Origin of the sequence: Nonomuraea sp. B19D2, assembly GCF_040137845.1 — a bacterium.
Lineage (GTDB): Bacteria > Actinomycetota > Actinomycetes > Streptosporangiales > Streptosporangiaceae > Nonomuraea.
The window spans coordinates 1-24,927 of sequence record NZ_JBEFAK010000066.1 but is presented as its reverse complement, the minus strand read 5'-3'; the positions used below and the strand labels follow the sequence as shown (position 1 = coordinate 24,927).

Annotated in this window: 19 protein-coding genes; 13 read left to right on the top strand and 6 right to left on the bottom strand. The window is 73.5% G+C overall.

Going from position 1 to position 24,927, the window contains the following annotated elements; genetic code table 11:
* Positions 1-40: 40 nt before the first annotated feature.
* The 7 genes from ABN273_RS53835 to mnhG all read left to right on the top strand — a co-directional run bounded on the left by ABN273_RS53835 (position 41) and on the right by mnhG (position 7,731).
* On the top strand, positions 41-1,243 hold the full coding sequence (locus ABN273_RS53835; protein WP_349457517.1) for an MFS transporter: 1,203 nt from the start codon (positions 41-43) through the stop codon (positions 1,241-1,243).
* Between the two features lie 135 nt (positions 1,244-1,378).
* Complete coding sequence (locus ABN273_RS53830; protein WP_349457516.1) at positions 1,379-4,120, top strand: Na+/H+ antiporter subunit A; 2,742 nt, start codon at positions 1,379-1,381, stop codon at positions 4,118-4,120.
* Positions 4,117-4,923 (top strand): Na(+)/H(+) antiporter subunit C, encoded by an 807-nt coding sequence (locus ABN273_RS53825; protein ID WP_349457515.1) that lies wholly within the window; start codon positions 4,117-4,119, stop codon positions 4,921-4,923. Before ABN273_RS53830 ends, ABN273_RS53825 begins: the two co-directional genes overlap by 4 nt.
* A 122-nt stretch (positions 4,924-5,045) precedes the next feature.
* Positions 5,046-6,596, top strand: a complete 1,551-nt coding sequence (locus tag ABN273_RS53820; protein ID WP_349457514.1) for a Na+/H+ antiporter subunit D — start codon at positions 5,046-5,048, stop codon at positions 6,594-6,596.
* Positions 6,593-7,096 carry a Na+/H+ antiporter subunit E gene (locus ABN273_RS53815; protein WP_349457513.1) on the top strand — a complete coding sequence of 168 codons (504 nt, stop codon included), beginning with the start codon at positions 6,593-6,595 and terminating at the stop codon, positions 7,094-7,096. The genes ABN273_RS53820 and ABN273_RS53815 overlap by 4 nt, the downstream gene beginning before the upstream one ends.
* Positions 7,093-7,389 carry an MrpF/PhaF family protein gene (locus ABN273_RS53810; protein WP_349457512.1) on the top strand — a complete coding sequence of 99 codons (297 nt, stop codon included), beginning with the start codon at positions 7,093-7,095 and terminating at the stop codon, positions 7,387-7,389. The genes ABN273_RS53815 and ABN273_RS53810 overlap by 4 nt, the downstream gene beginning before the upstream one ends.
* 24 nt (positions 7,390-7,413) lie before the next feature.
* Complete coding sequence (mnhG, locus tag ABN273_RS53805) at positions 7,414-7,731, top strand: monovalent cation/H(+) antiporter subunit G (protein WP_349457511.1); 318 nt, start codon at positions 7,414-7,416, stop codon at positions 7,729-7,731.
* On the opposite strand, the gene ABN273_RS53800 is transcribed toward mnhG, so the two are convergent.
* Genes ABN273_RS53800 through ABN273_RS53785 form a run of 4 tightly spaced genes read right to left on the bottom strand, consistent with a single transcriptional unit; the run spans position 7,680 to position 11,718 of the window.
* Positions 7,680-8,186: a DUF6328 family protein gene (locus ABN273_RS53800; protein WP_349457510.1), complete on the bottom strand. Its 507-nt coding sequence runs from the start codon at positions 8,184-8,186 to the stop codon at positions 7,680-7,682. The genes mnhG and ABN273_RS53800 overlap by 52 nt on opposite strands.
* Positions 8,187-8,237: 51 nt before the next feature.
* Positions 8,238-10,268, bottom strand: coding sequence for a xanthine dehydrogenase family protein molybdopterin-binding subunit (locus tag ABN273_RS53795; protein WP_349457509.1), 2,031 nt, complete (start codon positions 10,266-10,268; stop codon positions 8,238-8,240).
* Positions 10,265-11,233, bottom strand: coding sequence for an FAD binding domain-containing protein (locus ABN273_RS53790; RefSeq protein WP_349457508.1), 969 nt, complete (start codon positions 11,231-11,233; stop codon positions 10,265-10,267). The genes ABN273_RS53795 and ABN273_RS53790 overlap by 4 nt, the downstream gene beginning before the upstream one ends.
* Positions 11,230-11,718, bottom strand: a complete 489-nt coding sequence (locus ABN273_RS53785; RefSeq protein WP_349457507.1) for a (2Fe-2S)-binding protein — start codon at positions 11,716-11,718, stop codon at positions 11,230-11,232. The genes ABN273_RS53790 and ABN273_RS53785 overlap by 4 nt, the downstream gene beginning before the upstream one ends.
* Positions 11,719-11,827: 109 nt before the next feature.
* Between ABN273_RS53785 and ABN273_RS53780 the strand changes: the two genes are divergently transcribed.
* From ABN273_RS53780 to recD2, 3 genes are read left to right on the top strand one after another with little or no spacing between them, the layout of a single operon-like run.
* Positions 11,828-12,973, top strand: a complete 1,146-nt coding sequence (locus ABN273_RS53780; protein ID WP_349457506.1) for an acetate/propionate family kinase — start codon at positions 11,828-11,830, stop codon at positions 12,971-12,973.
* Positions 12,970-14,253: an erythromycin esterase family protein gene (locus tag ABN273_RS53775; protein WP_349457505.1), complete on the top strand. Its 1,284-nt coding sequence runs from the start codon at positions 12,970-12,972 to the stop codon at positions 14,251-14,253. Before ABN273_RS53780 ends, ABN273_RS53775 begins: the two co-directional genes overlap by 4 nt.
* Positions 14,254-14,303: 50 nt before the next feature.
* Positions 14,304-16,436, top strand: coding sequence for an SF1B family DNA helicase RecD2 (gene recD2 / locus ABN273_RS53770; protein WP_349457504.1), 2,133 nt, complete (start codon positions 14,304-14,306; stop codon positions 16,434-16,436).
* A 45-nt stretch (positions 16,437-16,481) separates the two neighbouring features.
* Here the strand turns inward: recD2 and ABN273_RS53765 are convergent, their stop codons facing one another.
* Positions 16,482-16,895 carry an SRPBCC family protein gene (locus ABN273_RS53765; RefSeq protein WP_349457503.1) on the bottom strand — a complete coding sequence of 138 codons (414 nt, stop codon included), beginning with the start codon at positions 16,893-16,895 and terminating at the stop codon, positions 16,482-16,484.
* A 123-nt stretch (positions 16,896-17,018) separates the two neighbouring features.
* Here ABN273_RS53765 and ABN273_RS53760 point away from each other — a divergent pair, with 123 nt between their 5' ends.
* The 3 genes from ABN273_RS53760 to ABN273_RS53750 are packed head-to-tail and all read left to right on the top strand — an operon-like array spanning position 17,019 to position 23,991.
* A complete protein-coding gene (locus tag ABN273_RS53760; RefSeq protein WP_349457502.1) occupies positions 17,019-18,581 on the top strand; it encodes a TIGR02677 family protein in 1,563 nt (520 codons plus the stop codon).
* Positions 18,578-19,768 carry a TIGR02678 family protein gene (locus ABN273_RS53755; protein ID WP_349457501.1) on the top strand — a complete coding sequence of 397 codons (1,191 nt, stop codon included), beginning with the start codon at positions 18,578-18,580 and terminating at the stop codon, positions 19,766-19,768. Before ABN273_RS53760 ends, ABN273_RS53755 begins: the two co-directional genes overlap by 4 nt.
* Positions 19,765-23,991, top strand: a complete 4,227-nt coding sequence (locus ABN273_RS53750) for a TIGR02680 family protein (RefSeq protein WP_349457500.1) — start codon at positions 19,765-19,767, stop codon at positions 23,989-23,991. The genes ABN273_RS53755 and ABN273_RS53750 overlap by 4 nt, the downstream gene beginning before the upstream one ends.
* Before the next feature lie 18 nt (positions 23,992-24,009).
* Here the strand turns inward: ABN273_RS53750 and ABN273_RS53745 are convergent.
* Positions 24,010-24,927: carbohydrate kinase family protein (locus ABN273_RS53745; RefSeq protein WP_502911311.1), on the bottom strand; the 918-nt coding region annotated here is incomplete at its 5' end.

Genomic DNA, 24,927 nt, shown 5'->3' with positions numbered 1-24,927 from the left:
ATTACCGGCCCGGCCCTGCCGCCATCGAGACTCCCGGCCCATGCGCACATACCGGGAGTTATTCGGCACTCCGGAGTTCACGCCCCTCTTCGTCGGATCCGCGGCCCAGGTGGCGGCCCAGACGGTCAGCGGGCTCGCCCTCGGCACGCTCGTCTACGCCGCCACGGGGAACCCGCTGCTGTCCGGGCTGGCGATGTTCGGCCCTGCGCTGGCACAGGTGGCCGGGGCGGCGACGCTGCTGTCGGCCGCCGACCGGTTGCCACCGCGTGCCGCGCTGGCCGGGCTGGCGCTGGTCCTCGCGCTCGGCACCGCCGCACTGTCGATCCCCGGCCTGCCGGTGTGGGCGACGCTCGTGATCCTGCTGGCGCAGGGCGTACTCGCGTCGCTGGGCGGCGGCGTCCGGTACGGCCTGCTCAACGAGATCCTCGCCGGCGGCGGGTACCTGCTGGGCCGCTCCGCGCTCAACATGGCCAACGGAGCCATGCAGGTCGGCGGGTTCGCCGTCGGCGGCGTGCTGGTCTCCGTCCTGTCGCCGCGCGGCACGCTGCTGGCCGGCGCCGCCCTCTACCTGGTGGCGGCCGCCGCCATGGGCGGGCTCAGGAGACACCCGCCCCGCGCGACAGGACGGCCCTCGCCCGCCGAGACCTGGCGGAGCAACGCCCTGCTGTGGTCGTCCAGGCCGCGCCGCCGCGTCTACCTCGCCCTCTGGGTGCCGAACGGGCTGGTCGTCGGCTGCGAGTCGCTCTTCGTCCCGTACGCCCCCCAGCAGGCCGGCCTGCTCTTCGCCTGCGCGGCCGCCGGCATGCTGGCCGGCGACGTGCTGGCCGGGCGATTCATCCCGCCGGCGTGGCGGGCACGGCTCGTCATCCCGCTGCACCTGCTGCTCGCGGTCCCGTACCTGATCTTCGTCCTGAGCCCCGCGACCCCGGTCGCGGCGGCGGCCGTCACGCTCGCCTCGATCGGGTACGCGGCGACCCTGCTGCTCCAGCCCCGCCTCATGGAGCTGACCCCGGACGAGCTGAGCGGGCACGCGCTCGGCCTGCACTCCTCCGGCATGGTCGCCATGCAGGGCGTCGCCGCGGTCCTCGCGGGCGCGCTCGCCCAGCGGACCTCGCCCGCGGCGGCGATGGCCGTGCTCGCCGCGGCCTCCGTCGCCGTCACGGTGTTCCTTCCGGTGCACCCTGAGCCGTCCCCGGGTGTCGCATCCGGACCGCGACGCCGCTCAAGCGGGGCCAAGGGCTGAACACCCTGTACCCAGTCCCACACCACGGTGTGGGACTGGTGTCGTTCGGGTCAACCCTGGCCGTGCCTGCACCGTGGCGAAGCTCTGACGGGAGAGATTGGCGGACGTAGTCGGAAATACCCTCCCGAGGAGCCCATGGAGTCGCTGCTGGTCCTGCACGCGGTGGCGGCGGTCTGCGCTCCCTGGCTGGTCAGGCGCGCGTCCCTGGCCGTGCTGGCGCTCCCTCCCGCCGCCGCCTTCCTCGCCACGGCGCTGGGGCTGCCCGCGCGGGAGAGCCGGACCTGGGCGCCCTCGATCGGGCTGGAGCTGGCCTTCCGCGTCGACGCGCTGGCCGTGCTCATGATGTCGCTGGTCACCGGCGTGGGCGCACTGATCATGATCTACAGCGCCCGCTACTTCCCCCGGGGCGACGAGGGGCTCGGGCGCTACGGCGTCTTCATGTCGGGCTTCGCCGGGTCGATGCTGGGGCTGGTGGCCGCCGACAACCTGCTCCTGCTGTACGTCTTCTGGGAGCTGACCACCGTCTGCTCCTACCTGCTCATCGGGTACGACCCCAAGAGCAGGGCGAGCAGGCAGGCGGCGATGAAGGCGCTGTGGGTCACCACGTTCGGCGGGCTCGCCATGCTGGCCGGATTCGTCCTGCTCGGGCAGGCCGCGGGCACCTACCGGATCTCGGACATCGTCGCGCACCCGCCCCACGTGAACCCCGTCGCCGTCGTGCTCATCCTGGCCGGCGCGCTGTCGAAGTCGGCGATCTTCCCGTTCAGCATGTGGCTGCCGGCCGCCATGGCCGCCCCCACGCCCGTCTCCGCGTATCTGCACGCGGCCGCCATGGTGAAGGCGGGCGTGTACCTGCTGGCCAGGCTCGGGCCCGCGCTCGGAGATGTGGCGCCCTGGCGGGAGGTGGCCGTGCCGCTCGGCGTGGTCACCATGCTGCTGGGCGGGTGGCGGGCGCTGCGCGAGACGGATCTCAAGCGGCTGCTCGCCTACGGCACGGTCGGCCAGCTCGGCCTCCTCACGGTGCTGTTCGGCTCGGGGACCGGGGGCGCGGCGCTGGCCGGGGCGGCCATGCTGCTGGCGCACGCGCTGTTCAAGGCCGCCCTGTTCCTGGTGGTGGGCATCGTCGGCCACATGGCGGGCACCCGCGACCTGCGCGAGCTCAGCGGGGCCGGCCGGTCGATGCCGTGGGTGTGCGGGGTCGCGGTGCTGGCCGGGGCCTCGATGCTGGGGCTGCCGCCGCTGGCGGGGTTCGCGGGCAAGGAGGCCGCGCTGGAGACGCTCATGGACGCGCCGCTCGCGCTGGCGGGTGTGGTGGCCGGGTCGGCGTTGACGGCGGCGTACACGCTGCGGTTCCTGTGGGGGGCGTTCTGCGACAAGCCGGGGGTGGCGGCGCGGGAGACGCATCGCGTGCCCGTGGCCATGTTCGCCCCCGCCGCGCTGCTGTCGGTGCTCGGCCTGGCGCTGGCGCCGTTCGCGCCGTGGTACGGCCGCGCCCTGTCCGGATATATCGCGACTTTTCGTGAGGAGGGACACGTCGCGCATCTTGTGCTGTGGGGCGGCTTCTCCTGGCCGCTCCTGCTGTCGGCCGTGTCGGTCGCGGCCGGAGTGGTGCTGTTCCTGGCCAGGGAGCCCGTGGCCAGGGCAGGGGCGGCGCTGCACGTGCTCGACTCCGGGCAGGTCTTCTGGTCGCTCGTACGCCGGCTCGACCGCTTCGCCATCCAGCTCACCGGCTTCGTCCAGCGCGGATCCGTGCCCGACTACCTCATGCTCACCCTGTTCGCCGCGATCGGCGTCGGCGTGTTCTCCCTCGTGTCCGGCGGCCCGCCCCGCCTCGACGTGCCCGTCGTCGCCTGGCAGCGCCCCGAGCAGCCCGTCGTCGCCGTGCTCATCGTGGCCTCGGCCGCGCTGGCGCTGTTCGCCCGCCCGTACATACTCCTGGGCGTGGTCGTGGGCCTCATCGGGTACGGCACGGCGCTGCTGTTCCTCGTCCACGGCTCGCCCGACCTGGCGCTCACCCAGTTCCTGGCCGAGACGGTGAGCCTGGTCGTGTTCGCGCTGGTGCTGCGGCGGCTGCCGATCGGCCCACCGGTCAGGGGACGGCTGCCGTTCTGGTTCAGGATGGGGCTCGGGCTGGCCGTGGCCGTGGTGGTCACGGGCGCGGGCATGCTGGCGATGGGCGCGCGGAGCGCCCAGCCGATCGGCGCGCTCATGGGGCCGGCGGCCGAGCAGGCCGGGGCCAGGAACATCGTCAGCGCCCTCATCGTCGACATCCGCGCCTGGGACACCATGGGCGAGAGCACGGTGCTCATCGTGCTGACCCTGGGCGTGACGAGCCTGGTGTTCCTGCGGCGCAGGTCGTACCACATCGAGCCGAGCCCGCACGTGCCCACCGAGCGGACGCGCTGGTTGTCGGCCAGGCTCCCGCGCGGGCAGCGGGCGCTGGCCTTCGAGGTGGCGGCCAGACTGACGTTCCACACCGTGCTGGTGCTGTCGGTGTTCCTGCTGTTCACCGGGCACAGCGCGGTCGGCGGCGGGTTCGCGGGCGGCATCGTGGCCGGGATGGCGATCACCGTGCGCTACCTGGCGGGCGGGCGTAACGAGCTGGCCGCCGCCGTCCCGGTGCACGCGGGCGTGCTCATGGGCGTCGGGCTCACGCTGTCGACCGGCACGGCGCTGGCCGGGCTGCTGTTCGGCCGGGCGGCGCTGGACCTGCTGGCCACGGACGTGACCGTGCCGCTGGCGGGACACCTGCACCTGAGCACCGGACTGTTCTTCGACCTCGGCGTGTACGTGTCCGTCGTCGGCATGGTCCAGGACCTCCTGCGCGGCCTCGGCGCCGAGCTGGACCGGCAGATCGACGCCGAGGAGCGCACGTGACCGTCACCCTGCTGCCGTTCCTGGCCTGCTGCGCGATGATCGCCACCGGGGTCACGCTGCTGCTGGAGCGGAGCCTGGTACGCGTGCTGGCCGGCGTCATCGTCCTGGGCAACGGCGTGAACCTGCTGATCGTCACCGCGGGCGGCGGCGCGGGCGGCCCGCCCTACGTGGGCGCGCGCGGGATCGCAGACCCGCTGCCGCAGGCCATGGTGCTGACCGCCATCGTGATCACCCTGGGGGTGACCGCGTTCCTGCTGGCCCTGGTGCACCGGTCGTGGCAGCTGTGCGGGAGCGACGAGGTCCAGGACGACACCGAGGACCGGCGCGTGCGCCTGCGCGCCCGCCGCGGCGAGCTGAGCGACGCCGTACGCGCCAGGCAGAACGCCTACCGGCGGCTACTCGCCGAGCAGCGGGCCGAGCTGGCCCGGCTGGAGGCCGAGCAGGCGGAGCGGGAACGGCTGCAGGAGGCCGACCTGGAACGGCGCATCGACAGGGTGCACATCGAGCTCGAGCAGTGGATGCGCGACCGCCGGCAGGAGGGGCTGTCGGAGGAGGACCTGCACCGGCGCTTCGAGGAGGCCGGGCTCCGGGACGACACGGTCATGGACAACCTCGAGCGCATCGAGGAGCTGCGGGAGCAGTACACGCGGGGGCGGGAGGAGCAGGCGGCCAGTGAGCGGGCGCTGCGGAGGAGGCTCAAGGCGCGCCAGCGGGATGCGCGCAGGCAGATGAGGGCGGCCATCAGGGAGGAGCGGGAGCGCCAGGCCCTCGCCCAGGACCCCGAGCTGGAAGGCGAGGACTGACCCATGCACCGGCCGGTCCCGCACTGCCCGCTCTCCCAAGGACCGCGACCCGCGACGGCGGGCGAGCGCGCATCCCGCCGTGAGGGGCCCGGTTGCTCTGGAGGGCCGGTGGGGTGCGGGTGATGGAGAGCCTGGTGTGCGTGCCCGTGCTGCTGCCGCTCCTGGCCGCCGGCGTGAAGCTGGCGATCGGCGGGCGGCTGCGCCGGTTGCAGTCGCTCATCAGCCTGGCCACCCTGGCCGTCTCGGTCGTCGTGTCGGCGCTGCTGCTGGCCGCGGCCGAGGCACGCGGGCCGCTGGTCACCGACCTGGGCGGGTGGCCGGCGCCGATCGGCATCTGCCTGGTGGCCGACCGCCTGTCCACGCTCGTGCTGCTGGTGTCGTCGGCGGTGACGTTCTGCGTCATGGTCTACTCGGTCGCGAACGCCTACGCCGAGCAGGAGCACGACGCCCCCATGGCGATCTTCCACCCGGCCTTCCTGGTCATGGTGGCCGGGGTGGCGGACGCGTTCCTGTCTGGCGACCTGTTCAACCTGTTCGTGGCCTTCGAGCTGCTGCTGAGCGGCTCGTACGTGCTGCTCACGTTCGGCGGCACCGAGTCGCGGATCCGGGCGGGCGCGACGTACACGCTGATGGCCCTCGCCTCGTCGATGCTGTTCCTGATCGCGCTGGCCATCACGTACGCCGCCACAGGGACCCTGTCGATGGCGCAGCTCGCCGAACGGTTCGCCAGGCTGCCCGGCCAGGTGGCGATCCTGGTGGAGCTGATGCTGCTGCTGGCCTTCGCGATCAAGGCGGCGATCTTCCCGATGTCGGCCTGGTTGCCCGACTCCTACCCCACCGCGCCCGCCCCGGCCACGGCCGTGTTCGCCGGGCTGCTCACCAAGGTCGGCGTCTATTCGATCATCCGGCTGGAGGCGCTGCTGTTCCCGGGCGGGCCGGTGTCCACACTGCTCATGTGGGTGGCGCTGGCCACGATGCTGGCGGGCGTGCTGGGCGCGGTCGCGCAGACCGACCTCAAGCGGATGCTCTCGTTCACCCTGGTCAGCCACATCGGCTACATGGTGTTCGGCGTGGGCCTGTCCACGGTGGCCGGGCTGGCGGGGGCGATCTTCTACATGCTCCACCACATCACCGTGCAGACGAGCCTGTTCCTGGTGACCGGGCTGGTCGAGCGGCGCACCGGCACCACGTCGGTGTCCAGAATGGGCGGTCTGATGACGACCGCGCCGCTGCTCGCCCTGCTGTTCTTCGTGCCTGCCATGAACCTGTCGGGCATCCCGCCCATGTCGGGCTTCCTCGGCAAGCTGCTGCTGGTGCAGGCGAGCCTGGCCGACGGCCGCGCCCTGCCCGTCGTGTTCGTGGTGGCGGGCCTGATGACCAGCCTGCTCACCCTGTACGCCGTCGCCAAGACGTGGGGCAAGGCGTTCTGGCGCGGCCCGCGGGCCGAACGGGTGGGCACGGTCGTGGAGAGCGAGGAGTACACCGGCGAGGACGCGACCGTCACGACGACCGCGCTTCCGGTGGCGCTGTCGGCGGCGGTGGCGGCGCTGGTCGCGATCGGGCTGTCGTTCACGGTGCTGGCTGGGCCGCTGACGGCGCTGACGCACCGGGCGGCCGTCGAGCTGTCGGCGCGCGAGCCGTACATCGCGGCCGTGCTCGGGAGGCGGCCGTGAAGCCCCGGCTGGCGCTGGTCGCCTGGCTGGCGGTGGTGTGGGTGACGCTGTGGGGCGACCTGACGGCCGGCAACGTGCTCGGCGGGCTGGTGGCCGGGCTGGTGGTGACGTCGCTGCTGCCGCTGCCCGTCCTCGACCCGGGCATCAGGATCCACCCGGTGGCGCTGGTGGGTTTCCTGCTCTGGTTCGGCCGGGATCTGGTGGTCTCGACCGCGCGCGTGGTGCTCTGGGTGGTGCGGCCCGGCGTGCCGCCCGCCCAGATCGTCCGGGTACGGCTGCGCACATCGTCGGAGTCCATGACCGTGGTGATCATGATCGCGCTGTCCACCGTGCCGGGCAGCCTCGTGGTGGAGGCCTACCCCGCGGAGCGCGAGCTGGTCCTGCACGTGCTGGGCCGCCCGGGCGACGTCACCGAGGCCGTGCGGGCGGACGTGGCCGGGCTGGAGTCGCGCGTCGTGGCGGCCTTCGGCACCTGGCGCGACAGGCAGGAGCTGCCATGACGGCGGCGTACGCGGGACAGGCGGGAGCGGCCATGACGACGGTGTACCTGGTGACGCTCGGGCTGCTCGGGTGCGCGGCGCTCGCCACGCTCTACCGGGTGGGGCGCGGGCCCACGATGCTGGACCGGGCGGTGGCGTTCGACGTGCTGACCTCGCTGTCGATGTGCGTCGTCGGGGCGTTCGCCGTGGTCATGGACGACTATTCGGACCTGCCGATCCTGCTGGTGCTGTCGCTGCTGGGCTTCGTCGGGTCCGTGTCGCTGGCCAGGTTCTTCTCGGGCCGGTCACGATGAGGCAGGAACGATGAGGCAGGCACGATGAGCGCGCTCGACGTGGCGGCGGCGGCCTGCCTGCTGCTGGGCGCGGCGCTGGCGCTGTCGGCCGGGGTGGGGCTCGTCCGCTTCCGTACCACCTTGGACCGGATGCACGCGGGCACCAAACCGCAGGTGCTCGGCGTGCTCCTGGTGCTGCTGGCCATGTGGCTGCACCGGCCCACCTGGGCGAACGCCGGGCCGCTGCTGCTGGCGGGCGTCTCGCAGGTGATCACCGTGTCGGTGGCGGCGTACGTGGTGGCGCGGGCGGCCTACTCGCGCGAGCGGGCCGACGACGACACCGAGCTCCCGCCCGAGGACTGATCCCCTCCGTCCGACCGGTTGAGCGCCGCCTGGCCGAACCAGGTCCACAGGGCCAGCGCCGCCAGGATCCCCGCGGTGGTCCAGGCCAGCGCCGGGCCGAACAGGTAGTCGATCACGAGCATGGTGGCCGTGGTCATAGAGATCGCCAGCGCGAGCGCGCCCACGATGCCGTAGAAGTTGGAGCGCCGTACCAGCGTCTCCTTGCGCCCCTGCCTGAACAGCACGCGGTGCTGCGCGGTCGGCGCGATGTAGCAGATCGACGCGACAGCGGCGCTGACCAGCGCCACGTAGAACAGCCAGCGGTCGGTCAGGTCCAGCTTGGTGAATCCGGGCGAGAAGGGCACGGTCAGCAGGAATGCGAACAGCACCTGCACCCCGGTCACCGCCACGCGCGCGCCCTGCAGGAGCTCCACGAAGTTCCGGTCCGCACGCTCCTGGTCCGACTCGTTCTGCACGCCGCCTCCCACCTCTGGAACGAGGGAATCCTCCTTCCTTGGTAAGGCGGGCTAAAACATCAGATTGAGGACCTTGGCCGGGGTGATCGGGAGGTCGCGCACGCGATGGCCGGTGGCGTGGTACACGGCGTTGCCGATGGCGGCGGCCGTGCCGACGATGCCGATCTCGCCGATGCCCTTGCTGCCCATGGGGTTGAGCCCGGCGTCCTGCTCATCCAGCCAGACCGCCTCGATGTCCGGCACGTCCGCGCAGGCCGGGACGTGGTACTGGGCCAGGTCGCGCCGGAGGAATCCGCCGAACTCCTCGTCGGTGAACGTCTCCTCCATCAGCGCCATCCCCATGCCCATCGTCATGCCCCCGATGAACTGGGACCTGGCCAGCTTGGGGTTCACGATGTGCCCCGCCGCGAACACGCCGAGCAGGCGCGAGAGGCGTACCTCGCCGGTCACGGAGTTCACCCGCACCTCGGCGAACTGGGCGCCGAACGCGTGCCTGGCCAGCTCCGCGTCCCGCTTGATCTCCTCGGTGGTGTCCGCGCGGCCCTCCGTGCCGTTGACCTTGAGCGCCTCGCAGGCGCGCACGATCGCCGTGCCCCACGAAGCCGTGCCCATGGAGCCGCCCGCGAGCGGCGCGTCCGGCAGGTCGCTGTCGCCCAGCTCGACGTGCACGCGTTCGGGCGCGACGCCCAGCGCTTCGGCCGCGATCCCGGTCAGCGCGGTACGCGCGCCGGTCCCGATGTCGGCGGCGGCCAGCTGGACCAGGAAGTCGCCCTCCCGCATGGTGACGCGGGCCCTCGACGGCTGGCGCAGGGCCGGGTAGGTGGAGGAGGCCACACCGGTGCCGATCATCCACTCGCCGTCCCGCCGCAGCGCGGGCCCCGGGTCGCGCCGGTCCCAGCCGAAGCGGCGGGCCCCCTCGCGCAGGCAGGCGACCAGGCTGCGGGAGCTGAACGGCAGGCCGCTGTCCGGCTCCGTCTCCGGCTCGTTGATGACGCGCAGCTCGATCGGGTCGAGGCCGGCGGCGTAGGCCAGCTCGTCCATGGCGGACTCCAGCGCGTACATGCCGGGGCACTCGCCCGGGGCGCGCATCCACGACGGGGTGGCGACGTCCAGCCGGACGAGCCGGTGCGCGGTGCGCAGCGCGGGCGTGGCGTACATGACGCGGGCCGGGGTCGCGGTCTGCTCGGCGAACTCCACCAGCGTCGAGCTCTGCTCGTAGGCCACGTGCTCCACCGCCGTCAGGCGGCCCTGCGCGTCGGCGCCCAGCCGCAGCCGCTGGATCGTCGGCGTACGGTAGCCGGTCACGTCGTACATCTGCTGCCTGGTCAGCACGATCTTGACCGGGCGGCCGACGTCCCTGGCGGCCAGGGCGGCCAGCACGGCCTGCGGCCTGGTCGTGCCCTTCGAGCCGAAGCCGCCGCCGACGTGCCTGGACACCACGCGGACCTGCTCCCTGGGCAGGCCGAGCGTCTTCGCGATGAGGTCGCGACTCGAGGACGTGCCCTGCGCGGTGTCGTACACCAGCAGCCGGCCCTCGGCGTCCCACACCGCCAGGGCGGCGTGCGGCTCCATCGGGTTGTTGTGCAGGACGGGGGTCGTGTAGATCACGTCGATGCTGGTCTCGGCCGCGTCGAGCCCGGACTCGACGTCGCCTTTCACCGTGTCGCACGGGAAACCGGGGTTGACGGTCTCCGGCTGGTACAGGTTGGGGTGGTCGGCGCGCAGGGTCACGTCGTGGAGGTCCTGCTCGTACTCGACGACGATCGCGTCCGCGGCGGCGCGGGCGTTCTCGTACGTGTCTGCCACCGCGGCGGCCACGAACTGGCCCCGATAGGCGACGTCGCGGCTCTGGAACAGCGCCAGCTCGCCCGCTGCCTCGCGGGCCAGCCGGGGCGGGTCCTCGCTGGACAGCACGGCCAGCACGCCGGGCATGGCCAGCGCGTCCCGGCCGTCGATGCGCTTGATCCTGCCCTTGGCGATCCGCGACTGCACGGGACAGGCGTAGGTGACGCCCTCGACCGGGTATTCGGCCGCGTACGTGGCCAGCCCGGTGACCTTGACGCGGCCCTCGATGCGGTTCACTGTGCCAGCTCCTCGAGCGTGCGGACGATCAGGTTGCGGGCCAGAGGCACCTTGAACGCGTTGCGCGGGAGCGGCCGGGCCTGCTCCAGCTCCGCCTCGGCCGCGGTGAGGAAGGCCTCACCCGTCGGGGGGCCGCCGATCAGCACCTGCTCGGCACGCTCGGCCCGCCACGGCACGTGGGCCACGCCGCCGAGCGCGAGGCGGCACCCGGCGACCACGCCGTCGCGCACGTCGAGCACGGCGGCGATCGACACGAGGGCGAACGCGAACGACGCCCGCTCGCGTACCTTCCGGTAGATCGAGGCGCCCGCCGGCGGCGCGGGCAGCTCCACGGCGGTGATCAGGTCGCCCGGCTCCAGCACGGTGTCCCGCTCGGGCGCGTCTCCCGGCAGCCGGTGCAGCCCCGGGATCGGGATGATCCGGTCACCGCCCGGGCCGGTGACGTGCACCTCGGCCCCCAGCGCGGCCAGCGCGACGGCCATGTCCGACGGGTGGGTGGCCACGCAGGCGTGCGAGGTGCCGAGGACGGCCAGGTTCGTGTGGTCGCCCTCGATGGCCGGGCAGCCGGAGCCGGGCTCGCGCTTGTTGCACGGCCTGGTCACGTCCTGGAAGTACGGGCAGCGGGTGCGCTGCAGCAGGTTGCCGGCGACCGTCGCCATGTTGCGCACCTGGCCGGACGCGCCGCTCAGCACCGCCCGCGCCAGCATCGGGTAGCGGGAGCGCACCAGGGGATCGGCCGCCAGATCGCTGTTGCGGACGGCGGCGCCGACGCGGACCCGGTCGCCGACCTCCTCGACCGTGTCGAGCGGCAGCTTGCTGACATCCACCAGGTGGTCCGGCTGTGCCACTCCCAGTCGCATGAGGTCCACCAGGTTGGTGCCGCCGCCCAGATACATGGCGCCCGGCCCGAACCTGCGTACCGCGTCCGACGGGCTCTCGGCGCGGGCGTACTCGAACGTCTTCACGGCGCGACCTCGGCGATCGCGCTGACGATGTTGACGTAGGCGCCGCACCGGCACAGGTTTCCGCTCATCCGCTCTCTGATCTCCTCCGGGGTCAGGCCGGGGTCGGCGAGCATGTCGTCGGTGACGGCGCTCGGGCCCGGCTCGCCCAGCATCCCGGCCGCCGAGCAGAGCTGCCCCGGCGTGCAGTAGCCACACTGGAACGCGTCGTGCTCGATGAACGCGGCCTGCAGGGGGTGCAGGTCGTCCTCGTGGCCCAGCCCCTCGACAGTGGTGATCTCCGAGCCGTCCACGGCGACGGCCAGCGCCAGGCAGGAGTTGGCGCGCCGCCCGTCGATCAGGACCGTGCAGGCCCCGCACTGCCCGTGGTCGCAGCCCTTCTTGGCGCCGATCAGGGCCAGCCGTTCGCGCAGCAGGTCGAGCAGCGACATCCGGGGGTCCACGTCCACCGCGCGGGACACGCCGTTCACCTGCAGGGTGATGTCCATGGCGCACGCCTACCCGAGGTCCAGACGGGACAACCCCTGACGGGAGTAAAGCGGGCGCCCCAGAGTTTCGTCCCGTTTTGTGGCTTCGTCGGCGGGTAGCCGAGCGGGCATGAGCCGGGCGATCGACGAGCAGGTGACGGAGTCGGCGGCGGTGCTCACCGTCAATGCCGGCTCGTCGAGCCTACGCCTCGACCTCGTGGAGGGCGGTTGCGTGCTGGACAGCGCGCACGCCGAGCGTGCCATCGACCCGGGCTCGGCCCGGGAGGAGCTGTCGGGGTTCCTCGGCGGGCATTTCGGCCGCGACATCCGTGCCGTGGCGCACCGCCTCGTGCACGGCGGCGACCTCGTACGCGCTCCGGTCGTGGCCGACGACGAGACGGCTGTGGCGCTGCGCGGCCTGACCAGCCTGGCGCCGCTGCACCTGCCGCCGGCGCTGGCCCTGCTGGAGGCGGCCCGCGAGGAGCTGCCGGCCGTGCCGCACGTGCTCTGCCCGGACACCGCCTTCCACGCCGGGCTGCCGGAGGAGGCCGCGGTCTACGCGCTGCCGCTCTCCTGGCGGGAGCGGTTCGGCCTGCGCCGCTACGGCTTCCACGGCCTGTCGTATGCGTGGGCGGCCGACCGGGCGGCCGAGCTGATCGGCAAGCCGCTGACCGAGCTGGACCTGGTGCTGACGCACCTGGGTGGCGGATGCTCGGTGTGCGCGGTGTCGGGCGGGCGCAGCCTGGACACCTCCATGGGCTTCACGCCGCTGGACGGGCTGCCCATGAGCAAGCGCTCGGGCAGCGTGGACCCGGGGATGCTGCTGTGGCTGCTGTCCGCGGGCCATCTGACGCTGGAGGAGCTGGGCGAGGGGCTGGAGCGGCGCTCCGGCCTGCTCGGGCTGTCGGGCGGCCTCTCGGGCGACACGCGCGACCTGGTGGCGGCCGCGCAGCAGGGCAACGCCGCGGCCGAGCTGGCGCTGGGCGTGTTCAGCCACCGGGTGAGCAGGGAGATCGCCGCCGCGGCCACCGCGCTGGGGCGGATCGACGCGCTGGTCTTCACAGGGGAGATCGGCTGGGACCAGCCTGAAGTACGCGAGGCCGTCTGCGGCCGGCTGGGCCTGCTCGGCATCGAGCCTCCCGCCATGGGCAACCGCCACGACGACGGGCCGGTCAGCGCGTTCGGCGCGGCCGTCCCCGTCATGGTGATCCAGGTGCGGGAGGAGCTGCAGCTGGCCCGCGAATGCCTGCGGATGCTCGCGGAGGAGGACGAATGACGGTTCTCGACGAGGTGCGCCGGTCGGCGGTGCCGCTGATCGGCCCGGGGGACCTCGACCCGCTGCTGGAGCGCGTGGGCGAGGCCAGATTCGTGCTGATCGGTGAGGCCAGCCACGGCACGCACGAGTTCTATGCCTGGCGGGTGGAGTTGACCCGCCGCTTGATCGCCGAGAAGGGATTCGGGTTCGTCGGGGTCGAGGGCGACTGGCCCGACTGCGAACAGGTGCATCGGGCCGTAACCGGCGACACCGATCCTTTCGAGGCGCTCTACGCGTTCCAGCGCTGGCCGACGTTCATGTGGGCCAACCACGAGGTCGTGGAGTTCTGCCGGTGGCTGCGGCGCTGGAACGCCGGTTTCCCGCTGGACGAACGCTGCGGCTTCCACGGCCTGGACGTCTACAGCCTGTGGGAGTCACTGCGCGCCGTGCACCGCTACGCCGCCGCCCACCTGCCGGACGAGATGGAGTCCGTCATGGACGCGCTGTACTGCTTCGAGGCGTACGGCCACGACCCGCAGCAGTACGGCCTGGCCACCCGGCTGATCCCGGAGACCTGCGAGGACGAGGTGGTGACCCTGCTCAAGTCCGTGATCCGGGCGGCTCCCGAGGACGAGCGGGGATTCAGCGCCCGGCAGAACGCCGAGATCGTGGCCGGGGCCGAGCGCTACTACCGGACCATGGTGCGTGGCGGCCCCAAGTCCTGGAACGTCAGGGACGTCCACATGGCCGACACCATGGAAAGGATCGCGGACTTCCACGACGCCAAGGGCGTGGTGTGGGCGCACAACACGCACATCGGCGACGCCCGCGCCACCGACATGGCCGCCGCGGGCATGACCAACCTCGGGCAGCTCGCCCGGGAGCGGTACGGCGAGGACGCCGTGCTGGTGGGGTTCGGCACCCATCACGGGTCCGTGGTGGCCGCCGACCGGTGGGGCGCCCAGCACCACGTCATGCGGGTGCCGCCCGCGCGGCCCGCGTCCCTGGAGGCGCTGCTGCACGAGGCCGCCGCCGCGCCGGAGGCCCTGTTCGTGGTGCCGCCCGAAGGATCCAGGGCCGATTTCTACGACGAGCCGATGGCGCACCGGGCGATCGGCGTCGTGTACCACCCCGAGCGGGAGCGCTGGGGCAACTACCTGCCCACGGTCGTCGGCCGCCGCTACGACGCCTTCATCTGGCTGGACGCGACCAAGGCGCTGCACCCGCTGCACGGCGAGCCATGGGGCGACACCGAACCGGAGATCTATGGTGAGCCGCGTCCAGCGGCTCACCACAGGTAGCGGGGCTGCTGTTTGGCCGTTTGTCGGTGGTGGGTGGTTGGATCTCTCGTGTGGAGGCGTCGGTCGAGCAGCTCGTCTACGTCCGGGAGGACGAATACACCGTCGCGCGCATGAGCGCCGACGGCGAGCCCGACTTCGTGGCCACCGGCCGGGCGCTGGCCGGCGTGCAGCCGGGCGAGACGCTGCGGCTGTTCGGCGAGTGGGGCAGGCATCCGCGTTACGGCCGCCGGTTCGCGGTGAGCGGGTGCGAGCGGGTGGCGCCCTCGTCGGTGCGGGCCATCCGGATCTACCTGGGGTCGGGGCTGATCAGGGGGATCGGGCCGCGGCTGGCGTACGCGATCGTCGACCACTTCGGCGAGGCCACGCTCAAGGTGATCGACAGCGAGCCCGGGCGGCTCACCGAGGTCGTCAACATCGGGCCGCAGCGGCAGGGCCAGATCGTCCAGGCGTGGCAGGAGCAGAAGGCGATCGCCGCGCTGATGGTGACGCTCCAGGGGCTCGGGGTCAGCCCGCTGCTGGCGGCCAAGATCTACCAGGCGTTCGGGCAGGACGCCGACGAGGTCCTGGCCACCGACCCCTACCGGCTGATCGGGCGGGTGCGCGGGATCGCGTTCCGCATCGCCGACAAGATCGCGCTGCAGGCGGGGGTGCCCGAGCGCAGCCCGCAGCGGGTCAAGGCGGCACTGCTCGACCGGCTGGAGGCGGCCGGCAGCCGCGACGGCCACTGCTACGTGCCGGTGTCCACGCTGGTCAGGGAGACGGCGGAGCTGATCGAGCAGGACCAGGCCCTCATGCACCCGGTGATCGACGCGCTGGTCGCCGACCGCAGGGTGGTCGTGGAGGCCGGCCCCGACCCGGCGGGCACGCCGGTGGTGTACGCCAAGCACGTGCACAGCCGTGAGGTGGCGCTGACCGAGCAGATCACCCGGCTCATGCGGGCCCGCTCGACCCTGCCCCTGCGCTCCTTCCGCGACGACCCCGGGCTCCACGACGACCAGCGTGCCGCCGTCAACATGGCGTTGACCAGCACCGTCTCCGTCATCACCGGCGGCCCGGGGTGCGGCAAGAGCCACACGGTGAAGGCCATCGCGACCACGGTCAGGGCCGCGGGCGGCACGGTGACGCTCACGGCGCCCACGGGCAAGGCGGCCAAGCGCCTGTCCGAGCTGACCGGGCTGCCCGCGATGACCATCCACCGGATGCTCGCCCAGCAGCCCGATCCCGACCCCGAGACGCTGTTCGACGAGAGGCCGTCGCAGGCCGACCTGGTCGTGGTCGACGAGGCGTCCATGCTCGACCTGCACCTGGCCACCCGGCTGGCCGCGGCCGTGCCCTCCGGGAGCCACCTGCTGCTCATCGGCGACAGCGACCAGCTGCCGAGCATCGGGCCCGGCGACGTGCTCGCCGACCTGCTGCGGGCCGAGGCGATCCCGCGGGTGCGGCTCACCCACGTCTTCCGGCAGGCGGGCGGCAGCGGCATCATCGACGCCGCCCACCGCATCCGCGCCGGCCGGCTGCCGGTCCGCACGGCGGGCGGCGGGTTCTGGTTCGAGGAGCTCGACGATCCCGCCCAGGTCGCGCGGCGCGTGGCCCACCTGGCGATGGTGGCGATCCCGCGCAAGCAGCACGTCGAGCCCGGCCAGGTGCAGGTGCTGTGCCCGATGCGCAAGGGCGAGACGGGCGCCACGGCGCTCGGCCGGCTGATCCAGGACCAGCTCAACCCGGCGGCCGACGACAAGCCGGAGCACTGGTCGGGCGCGTCGGTCTTCCGGGTGGGCGACCGGGTCATGCCGATCCGCAACAACTACGACAAAGGAGTCTTCAACGGGGAGACCGGCACGGTCACGGCGGTCGTGCTGGAGGAGCGCGTGATCGAGATCCTGACCGATGACGGCGAGAGCGTGCGTTACGGCTTCGACGAGCTGGACGACCTGACCCACGCCTACGCGATCAGCGTGCACCGGTCGCAGGGCAGCGAATACCCGTTCGTGGTGGCGCCGATCGTCGCCGAGTCCGGCGGGATCATGCTGCGCCGCAAGCTGCTTTACACGCTGGTGACCCGGGCCAAGGCGTGGGTGGTGCTGGTGGGCCAGCGGGAGGCGCTGGAGATGGCGGTCCACCGGCTGGGCCACCGCAGGAACACCGGCCTGGCCCGCCGCCTCACGCTGGCTCTCGACGACTAGCCCGGCGCAGGCCCAAGAGCTCGGCGGGTCTCCGCAAAGGCGGGCTCAAGCCGAAAGGCGCCTGGCCACCTCGTCGGCCAGGCGGTCGAGTGAGCGGTCGAGCAGCTCGCGCACCTCGTCGGCCCGTGCCCCCGAGTCGGGCTCGTCGAGGAGCGAGATGTGCACGGTCACCTCGCTCGTGCCGCCGGCCGCGTCGGACACCTGGAGCCAGCCCGCGTAGTCAGGGTGGTCGCGGCCGCCCCACTCCACCCGGAGCTGCTCCTCGGAGGCGCGGAACAGCCCCTCGTGCGGCCCCGGTCCTGGCACCAGGTCGCCGGCGGCCTCCAGGGTGCCGGGGCCGGCGTCGGCGACCGAAAGGCCCTGTGGGAGCCATCTGTCCATGATGTCCACATCGGACGCGACGCCGTACACGATTGTGCTGTTCGCGGGCATGCCACGCGTCGCCTCGAACTCCGCCACCCCGGGCCCCCTTCCAATGCCACCGCAGTACCCGTGTGATCTGCTCGCAAACCGTGGCCGTTGCGCGGGGGCTTCCCGCTATGGTGCCCCGCGTGGCAATCGTGCGGCGAGGGGAGCGGGGCGATGGCTGAGCAGCCACGGGTGCCGCCGGAGATGTTCCGGTTCGCCACCACCGAGCGGGCCGACCTGCACACGGCGGTGCTCTACGCCTTCGGCGAGGCCGGCGAGCGGCTCGAGACGGCGCTGACGATGGACGAGGTGCGGGACCGGCTGCGGACGGTCGGGTGGTACGCGCCGGTCGGCGAGCAGGAGCTGGCCGGGACGCTCAAGCAGCTCGCGGGGTGGGGGCTGCTCGACGTCATCTTCAACCACGCGGGCAGCTTTGCCACCGCAGAGGAGTACGAGCGCAAGAACCTGCAGTACGCGCTGACCAGGCGGGGCGAGGCGGCCTTCGCCGGAGCGCGGCACGCGATGGCGGTGCTGACCTCGTCCGGAGCGCTGCAGACCGCGGTGCTCGACGCGATCGCCGACCGGCTGGGGGAGCTGGACGGGCTGCTGCGCGATCCCGATCCCCGGCGCAACCGGCGCATTTTCGCCGCCCTGCAGGAGCTGGAGTGCCACCTCGACGGGCTGCGGGACAACACCAAGTGGTTCAACGGCGAGCTGCAGCGGCTGCTGCGCGTCGAGGCGGCGGAGCTGAGCACGTACCACGAGGTCAAGGGCGCCACGGTGGCCTACCTGCAGGAGTTCGCCGGCAATCTGGAGCAGCGCGGCGACACCATCGCCGCCGCCCTGGGCGCGGTGGCCGGGCACGGCGTCGACGTGCTGCACGCGCGGGCGCTCGACGGTGCCGATCTGCCGGAGGCGCCCGGCACGGACCACGCCACGGCGTGGCTCGCGGCCCGGGCGGCCAGGTGGGAGGGGCTGCGGCAGTGGTTCGCGCCCGACGACGGCGGGGTCCCGCGGGTGCGGCTGCTCCATGACGTGGCGCGGCGGGCCATCGTGTCGCTGCTGCAGGTGCTCGACCGGATCACCGACTCCCGCCGCCGCTCCTCCAGCGCCGCGGCCGACTTCCGTACGCTGGCCCGCTGGTTCGCGGGCGCGCCGAGCGAGGACGACGCGCACCGGCTGTGGGACGCGGCGTTCGGGCTGGGCTCGTCCCGGCACGCCCACCTGGGGCACGCGGACGCCGAGCTGATCCCGGCCGGGGTGCCGTGGTCGGAGGCCGAGCCCGTGGAGGTGTCGGCGCTGCTGCGCGCACGCGGGCGCAACGAGCGGATGGGACGCACGGGGAGGGTGCGCGACGTCGACTGCTTGCGGGCCGAGCGCCGGGCACGGGCCGAGAAGGAGCGGGCGGAGCTGGAGGCCGCCTGGTCGGCGCTGGCCACCACCGGGGCCATGCGGCTGTCGCAGATGGGGGAGATCGATCACGACACGTTCGGGCGGCTGCTCGATCTGCTCGGGAGGGCCCTGGCCGAGCGGCCCGACTCGACCGGGTTCCGGCGGGCGGTGACCTCCGACGGGCGGGTGGAGATCGTGCTGCGGGCTCCCGACGACGGGGCGGTGGCGGTGTTGCGCACCTCGGCGGGCTGGTTCCGGGGACCCGACTACCTCATCGACGTACGCTCGCTCGAGGGGTCCCGCGGCCGGATGTCCGAGGAGCGCAGACGGGCGGCGGGCGCATGAGCAGCCTGGCCAACCAGCTCGTCAGGGCCGAGAAGGAGGAGATCGCCCGGGCGATCAGAACCCTGCTCCGCCGGCCCCTCGTGTCCCAGCACGACGACCCCGCCGCCTTCGACCTGATCACGAAGCGGCGGCAGCCGCTGATCCAGTGGTTCGACTACTTCTGCGGCTGGCGGCTGGTCGTGGAGCCGCGCCAGGGGTACGCCCGCCTGGTCAAGGTCAGGTCCGAGGCCGACGCCACCCGGCCCGCCCGGCGCCACCGCGCCACCAGGGCCCCGTTCGACCGCCGCCGCTACACGCTGCTCTGCCTGTGCGCGGCCGAGCTGCTCACCTCGCCGGTCACCACGATCGGCATGCTGGCCCAGCGCGTCGTCCAGGCGGCCGCGGTGGAGGCGGAGGTGCCCGCCTTCGACCCGGTCAGGGGCGAGGAGCGGGCCGCGTTCGCGGACGCGCTCAAACTGCTCGAACACTACGGCGCGATCATCGCCATGGACGGCGCGACCGACGCCTACCTCGACGACGAGGGGGCCAAGGTGCTCTACCGCGTCGACACCACCCGCGTGATCAGGCTCCTCGCCGCCCCGGTGCCTCCCACCAGGATCGCCTCCGGGGAGGGGGACCGCTGCGGCGCGCTCACCACCGAGGCGCGGTACGGTGGCGAGGAGCCGACGGAGACCCAGCGCAACCTGTGGGCCAGGCACTCGCTCATCCGCCGCCTGCTCGACGAGCCAGTCGTCTACCGCGACGAGCTGACCCCCGATCAGGCGGCCTACGCGGCCTCGCTCACCGGCCGCCGGCTCATCCGCCGCGCCGCGGAGGAGGCCGGCTTCGTGCTGGAGGAACGTGCCGAGGGCCTCCTGCTCATCGACACCGACGCCACCGCCACGGACACCAGGTTCCCCGACGACGGCAGCCACGCCAAGGTGGCCGCCCTGCTCATGCTCGACCTGCTCGTCTCCGCCGGCCCCGTCACCGCCGCCCGCCTCGACGCCGAGGCCACGGAGCTGCTGCGCCGCTTCCCGCTGTGGGCCAGGGCGTACCAGTCCGACGAGGGCGGGCCGCGGCTGGCCGCGGACGCGCTGGAGGTGCTCACGATGTTCGGGCTGGCCCGCCGTACGGGCGACTGGATCGCCGCCCTGCCCGCCGCGGCCCGCTACCGGGTCGACACGGCCGTCCAGGAGGATTCATGACAGTCACCGAGCTCACCGCCGCCGCCCGCGCCGCGCACGGAATGGACGCCCGCTGGGTCCCTGTACGCGCCGGCATCCTCAACGTGTGGCGCTACTACGACGAGGTGTTCGAGTTCCACCGGGGCCGGCTGCTGCTGCGCGGGCCCAACGGCAGCGGCAAGTCCAAGGTGCTCGAGCTGCTGTTCCCGTACGTGCTCGACGCCAGCCTCAAGCCGAGCCGGCTGTCCACGTTCGGCGGCACCGAGCGCACCATGCACTGGAACCTGATGGGCGACGGCGCCGGCGGCACCACCCGCGTCGGCTACGTGTGGCTGGAGTTCCGGCACGCCGACGGCCGCTGGTTCACCTGCGGCGCCCGGCTTCAGGCCACCATCCACACCAAGAACGTCACCGCCGTCTACTTCACGGCCGAGGCCCGCGTCGACGCCCCCGACGGCATCAGGCTCACCGGCGAAGGCGGTCAGCCCCTGACCAAGGCCCAGCTCATCGAGGAGCTCGGCACGTCGGGCACCGTCCACGAGTCCGCCGACGCCTACCGCGCCGTCGTGCGGCAGACGCTCTACCCGGCGCTCAACGAGCAGCGCTACGACTCGCTCCTTACCGCGCTGCGCCAGCTGCGCACTCCCAAGCTGTCCGAACGCCTCGATCCCGGCCTGCTGTCCGACCTGCTGTCCAGCGCCCTGCCGCCGCTCGGCGAAGGGGAGATCCACGAGATCGCCGAAGGGTTCGAGCGGCTCGACCGGCAGCGCGAGGAGCTGCGGCTGCTCGACCGCGACGTGGCGGAGGCCGACCGGCTCGCCACCCGGCAGCGCGGCTACGCCCAGCGCGTCCTGCGGGCCGCCGCCGCGGCGGTGACGTCGGCAGGAGACGCCCTGGACTCGCTAGCCGCCGAGGCGGAGGCCAGGCGGGAAACGCTCGAGGAGGTCGAAGGCGAGCTGGCCGCCACGACCGCGCGGCTGGGCGAGGAGGAGGCGCAGGAACTGGCGCTGGCCGCGCAGATCGACGGGCTCAAGGAGAGCGAGGCGTACCGGGCGGGCTCCGAGCTGCACCGGCTCCGTACGGAGGCGCAGGCCGCCCACGAGACGGCCGCTCGCCTCCGCGACCAGGCGGGCGCGGCGGCCCGCGCCGCCGCCGCCAAGCAGGAGCACGCTTCCGCGGCCGACGCCGCGGCCCGCGCCGCCGCCGCCCTCGCTGACCGCGCCAGAACGGAGGCCCGCCACGCGGCCGAACGCGCGGGTCTTCTCGCCGCCCACGAGGAGTCCGAGCGAGCGGGCTCCATCTGGACGACCGGCGATCCCGGCGGAGGCCAGCCCGAGGGTCTCCCGGACGCGCCCCGGCCCGGCGTCACGCAGGCCGGACCTGGTGGCGCGCAAGCCGGTGCCGCCGCGCCGGACGTCGGCCGCGCGTCCGATGGGGGGCGCGCGCCGGGAAGCGGGCCTGCATCCGGCAGGGGAGGCGTACCCGAGGGCGGGCGTGTTTTCGACGGCGAGGATGCCGTGCATCGGGCGCGGGAGTTGTTGCGGGCCGCCGTTACCAGCCGGGCCGCCCAGATCCGCGAGGTACGGGCCGGCGCCGTCGAGCACCACGAGGCGATCAAGCGCCGCACCGCCGCCGAGCAGGACCGCGACCGCGCCCGAGACGCCCACGCCGCCGCTCAGACGGCCCACGAACAGGCGGAACGCCTGCGCGACGAGCGAGCCCGCGACCTGGCTGCCGCCCTGGCCGACTGGGCGGGCGGTTGCACGCAGCTCAAGCTCGACCCGGAAGAGCTGGCGGGCACGGCCGAACTGCTTGAGCAGGCCGACGAGCTGGTGGCCGCCGCCCGCACGGCGGCGGCGGTCCGGCTGGCCGCCCGCGAGCAGCATCTGATCGGCCTGCGCGACAAGCTGCTGGCCGAGCGCACCGAGCTGACCCGCGACCGCGAACGGCTCAACGACCAGGGCGTCGTCCAGCCGCCGACGTCGCACATCCGGGACACCGCCGCCAGGGAGGGCCGGCCCGGAGCGCCGCTGTGGCGGGCCGTGGCGTTCAGATCGGGCCTCGACCCGGTCGCGCAGGCGGGCGTGGAGGCGGCGCTGGAGGCGGCGGGCCTGCTGGACCTGTGGCTGCGCCCGGACGGCGGGTTCGACCCGGGGGAGCACGACGCGTTCGCCGTGTCGGCGCTGGCCAAGCCCGCACCCGGCTACAGCTTGGCCCACGTGCTGCTCACCGAGGCGGACTCGCCGGTGCGGGCCGACACGGTGCTGGCGGGCATCGCGTTCGCGCCCAGCGCGATCGGCGTCGACCATCCCGCGGTCGTCGGCGCCGACGGCACCTGGCGGCTCGGGCCGGCGGCGGGCCGGTGGGTCAAGCCCGAGCCCTCCTACATCGGCGCCACCGCCCGGGAGCGCGCCAGGCGCCGCCGCATCGCGGAGCTGGACGACCGGCTCGGCGATCTCGCGGGCACGATCGCCGAGTGCGACCACCTGCTCGCCGTGGTCGACGCCGACCGCGACACGCTCTCCGCCGAGCTGCGGCGCAGGCCCGACAGGCGGCCGTACGCCGGCGCGGTCGAGGCCCTCGACGGCGCGGTGAAGAAGGCCGCGCTGCTCGAGGACCAGCTGCGGGCGTACGAGCAGCGCCTGCACGAGTGCGAGAAGGAGGCCGGCCGGTCGCTGCGGCGGCTCACCGAGCTGGCGGCGAGCCACGCCCTGCCCACCGCGCCGGCCGCGCTCGACAACCTGGACGAGGCCCTGCGCGCCGCCGAGACGGCCGGCGCCGCCTGGCACGACCGCCGGGCCGACGCCCGCGCCGCCGGGGAACGCGCCCGGCACACCGCCGGCACCGCCGCCGAATACCAGGACCTCGCCGTCAGAGCCGTCGAGCGCGCCGAGAGCGCCGCGGCCGCCGCCGTGGTGGTGGCGGAGAAGCTCGCGGCCGTCGAGTCCGCGGTCGACGCCGAGGACGCGCGCGTGCTGGACCAGCTCCAGGAGACGCAGCTCGCGTACCAGGCCTGCCGCCGCCTCATCCGCTCCCTCAACGACGACCTGGCCCGGCTCAACGCCCGGCTCGGCCGCCTGAGGGGCGAGCTCGGCACGGTCGCGGAGAAGCACGCCGAGGCGGGCCGCGTGCGGGAGGAGGTGTCGCAGCGGTTCCGCCGCCTGATGGCCGGGCACCTGCCGGCGGACGCGCGGGTGACTGCCGGGCCGGTGCGCGACACCGGGGTGCGGGCCGTGCTGGAGTCGGCCAGGGCAGTGGCGGGGCAGCTCGCGGCGGTGCCGTACGAGCACAAGAACGTCAAGGAGGCCGAGGCGCGGCTGCAGGACGCCTTCCACCACGCCAGGGAGGTCCTCGCCGGCCGGGCGGACCTGGAGCTGGCGCCCGACGAGGACGTGCAGGTGCTGACCGCCACCGTCGGCGGCGTCCGGGCGGGGGCGGCGACGCTCAGCGAGGCGCTGCGGAAGGAGCGCGACGAGCGGCGTTCTGACATCACGGAGGCGGAGCGGGACCTGTTCGACCGGACGCTGGCCGGTGACACGCGGCGGCACCTCGCCGACCGGATCAGGCAGGCGACCGCTCTGGTGGAGAGCATGAACCAGCGCCTGGAACGCGTCCGCACCGCCTCCCGGGTCGCCGTCCGCCTGGTCTGGCAGGTCGATCCCACCCAGCCGTCCGGCACGCGGGCCGCCCGCGACCTGCTCCTGCGCGACCCGGCGGGGCTGAGCGAGGCCGACAAGGAGGCGCTCTACGCCTTCTTCAGGGACCGGGTGGAGGAGGCCCGGGCCGGCAACTGGTCGGCCGGCTGGGAGGACCAGCTCATGAAGGTGCTCGACTACACGGCCTGGCACCGCTTCGTGGTCAAGCTCGACCGCGGCGACGGGCAGGGCTGGCAGGAGCTCACGAGAAAGCTGCACGGGGCGCTGTCCGGCGGGGAGAAGGCGATCGCGCTGCACCTGCCGCTGTTCGCCGCCGTGGCCGCGCACTACCAGACCGATCCCGCGTGCCCGCGGTTCATCCTGCTGGACGAGGTGTTCGTGGGGGTGGACAAGGCGAACCGGGGGCAGGTGTTCGACCTGCTGGTGGACCTGGGGCTGGACCTCGTGCTCACGTCCGACCACGAGTGGTGCGAGTACCGCGAGCTCGACGGGATCGCGATCCACCAGCTCATCACGGGCGACGGGGACGACGCGGTGACAACCGCCCGTTTCGTCTGGAACGGCTACCGAACGGTCCCGACGGAATGACGGGATCCGGGAGCCGGGTCACAGCGCGGCGGCCCAGGGTGGGTTGGCGCCCGCGACCGAGCAGGTCAGGGCCGCCACTCTGGCCGCGAACTCCGCCGCCTCCACCGCCGTCTCCAGGTCCAGGTCGTCCAGGCGGCCGCCCAGGAGGCCCCTGGCGGAGAGGCTGTGCAGGAGGCCGGCGGTGAAGGAGTCGCCCGCGCCGACCGTGTCCACGACGTTCACCTTGGGCGCCCGTACCGGGGCTCTCTTCCCGTCCAGGGACACGAGCGCGCCCGCCGCGCCCCTGGTGATGACGATCAGGCGGGCGCCGGCGGCGTGCCAGGTGTCGCAGGCACGTTCCATCGGCACACCCGGCAGCAGGAAGTCCAGGTCGTCGTCGCTGAGCTTGAGGATGTCGGCCCACTCGCACCAGCGGGAGACCGGGTAGTCCTCCCGGGTGGCGAGGCTGGGGCGGACGTTCGGGTCGATGGAGATCGTGACGTGCCCGGCGGCCTCCCTCACGAACGCCTCCACCGCCGTCCGGCCCGGCTCCCTGACCAGGGCGAGCGAGCCGGTGTGCAGGCAGGCGACCGGGCCGAGCCGCGTCAGGTCCAGCTCGTACGGGCTCCACTGCCAGTCGGCGGTGCCGTCGGCGTAGAAGGTGTACTCGGCCTGGCCGCCGGGGTCGAGGGCGGCGACGGCGAGCGTGCTGGGCTCCTTGGCGTCGACGGACGCCGAGAGGTCCACGCCTGACGAGGTGAGGTGCCGGCGGAACAGCTCGCCGAACACGTCACCGGAGATGCGGCCGAGGAACCGGGTGGGGGTGCCGAGCCGCGCCAGCGCCACTGCCGTGTTCGCGGGCCCGCCGCCCGGCAGCACCTGCAACGCCAACCCCGTCGTGCCGCTGGACGAAATCGAGGAGCCGGGGGTGCGGACGGGGGGAGCGCCGGGGGTGGT

Excerpts from the sequence above, each read along its gene's own strand:
- ABN273_RS53810 (WP_349457512.1), top strand. The coding sequence starts at position 7,093 with ATGACGGCGGCGTACGCGGGACAGGCGGGAGCGGCCATGACGACGGTG.
- ABN273_RS53775 (WP_349457505.1), top strand. The coding sequence starts at position 12,970 with ATGACGGTTCTCGACGAGGTGCGCCGGTCGGCGGTGCCGCTGATCGGC.
- ABN273_RS53780 (WP_349457506.1), top strand. The coding sequence starts at position 11,828 with ATGAGCCGGGCGATCGACGAGCAGGTGACGGAGTCGGCGGCGGTGCTC.
- ABN273_RS53760 (WP_349457502.1), top strand. The coding sequence starts at position 17,019 with ATGGCTGAGCAGCCACGGGTGCCGCCGGAGATGTTCCGGTTCGCCACC.
- ABN273_RS53835 (WP_349457517.1), top strand. The coding sequence starts at position 41 with ATGCGCACATACCGGGAGTTATTCGGCACTCCGGAGTTCACGCCCCTC.
- ABN273_RS53785 (WP_349457507.1), bottom strand. The coding sequence starts at position 11,718 with ATGGACATCACCCTGCAGGTGAACGGCGTGTCCCGCGCGGTGGACGTG.
- ABN273_RS53830 (WP_349457516.1), top strand. The coding sequence starts at position 1,379 with ATGGAGTCGCTGCTGGTCCTGCACGCGGTGGCGGCGGTCTGCGCTCCC.
- ABN273_RS53755 (WP_349457501.1), top strand. The coding sequence starts at position 18,578 with ATGAGCAGCCTGGCCAACCAGCTCGTCAGGGCCGAGAAGGAGGAGATC.
- mnhG (WP_349457511.1), top strand. The coding sequence starts at position 7,414 with ATGAGCGCGCTCGACGTGGCGGCGGCGGCCTGCCTGCTGCTGGGCGCG.
- ABN273_RS53820 (WP_349457514.1), top strand. The coding sequence starts at position 5,046 with ATGGAGAGCCTGGTGTGCGTGCCCGTGCTGCTGCCGCTCCTGGCCGCC.
- ABN273_RS53750 (WP_349457500.1), top strand. The coding sequence starts at position 19,765 with ATGACAGTCACCGAGCTCACCGCCGCCGCCCGCGCCGCGCACGGAATG.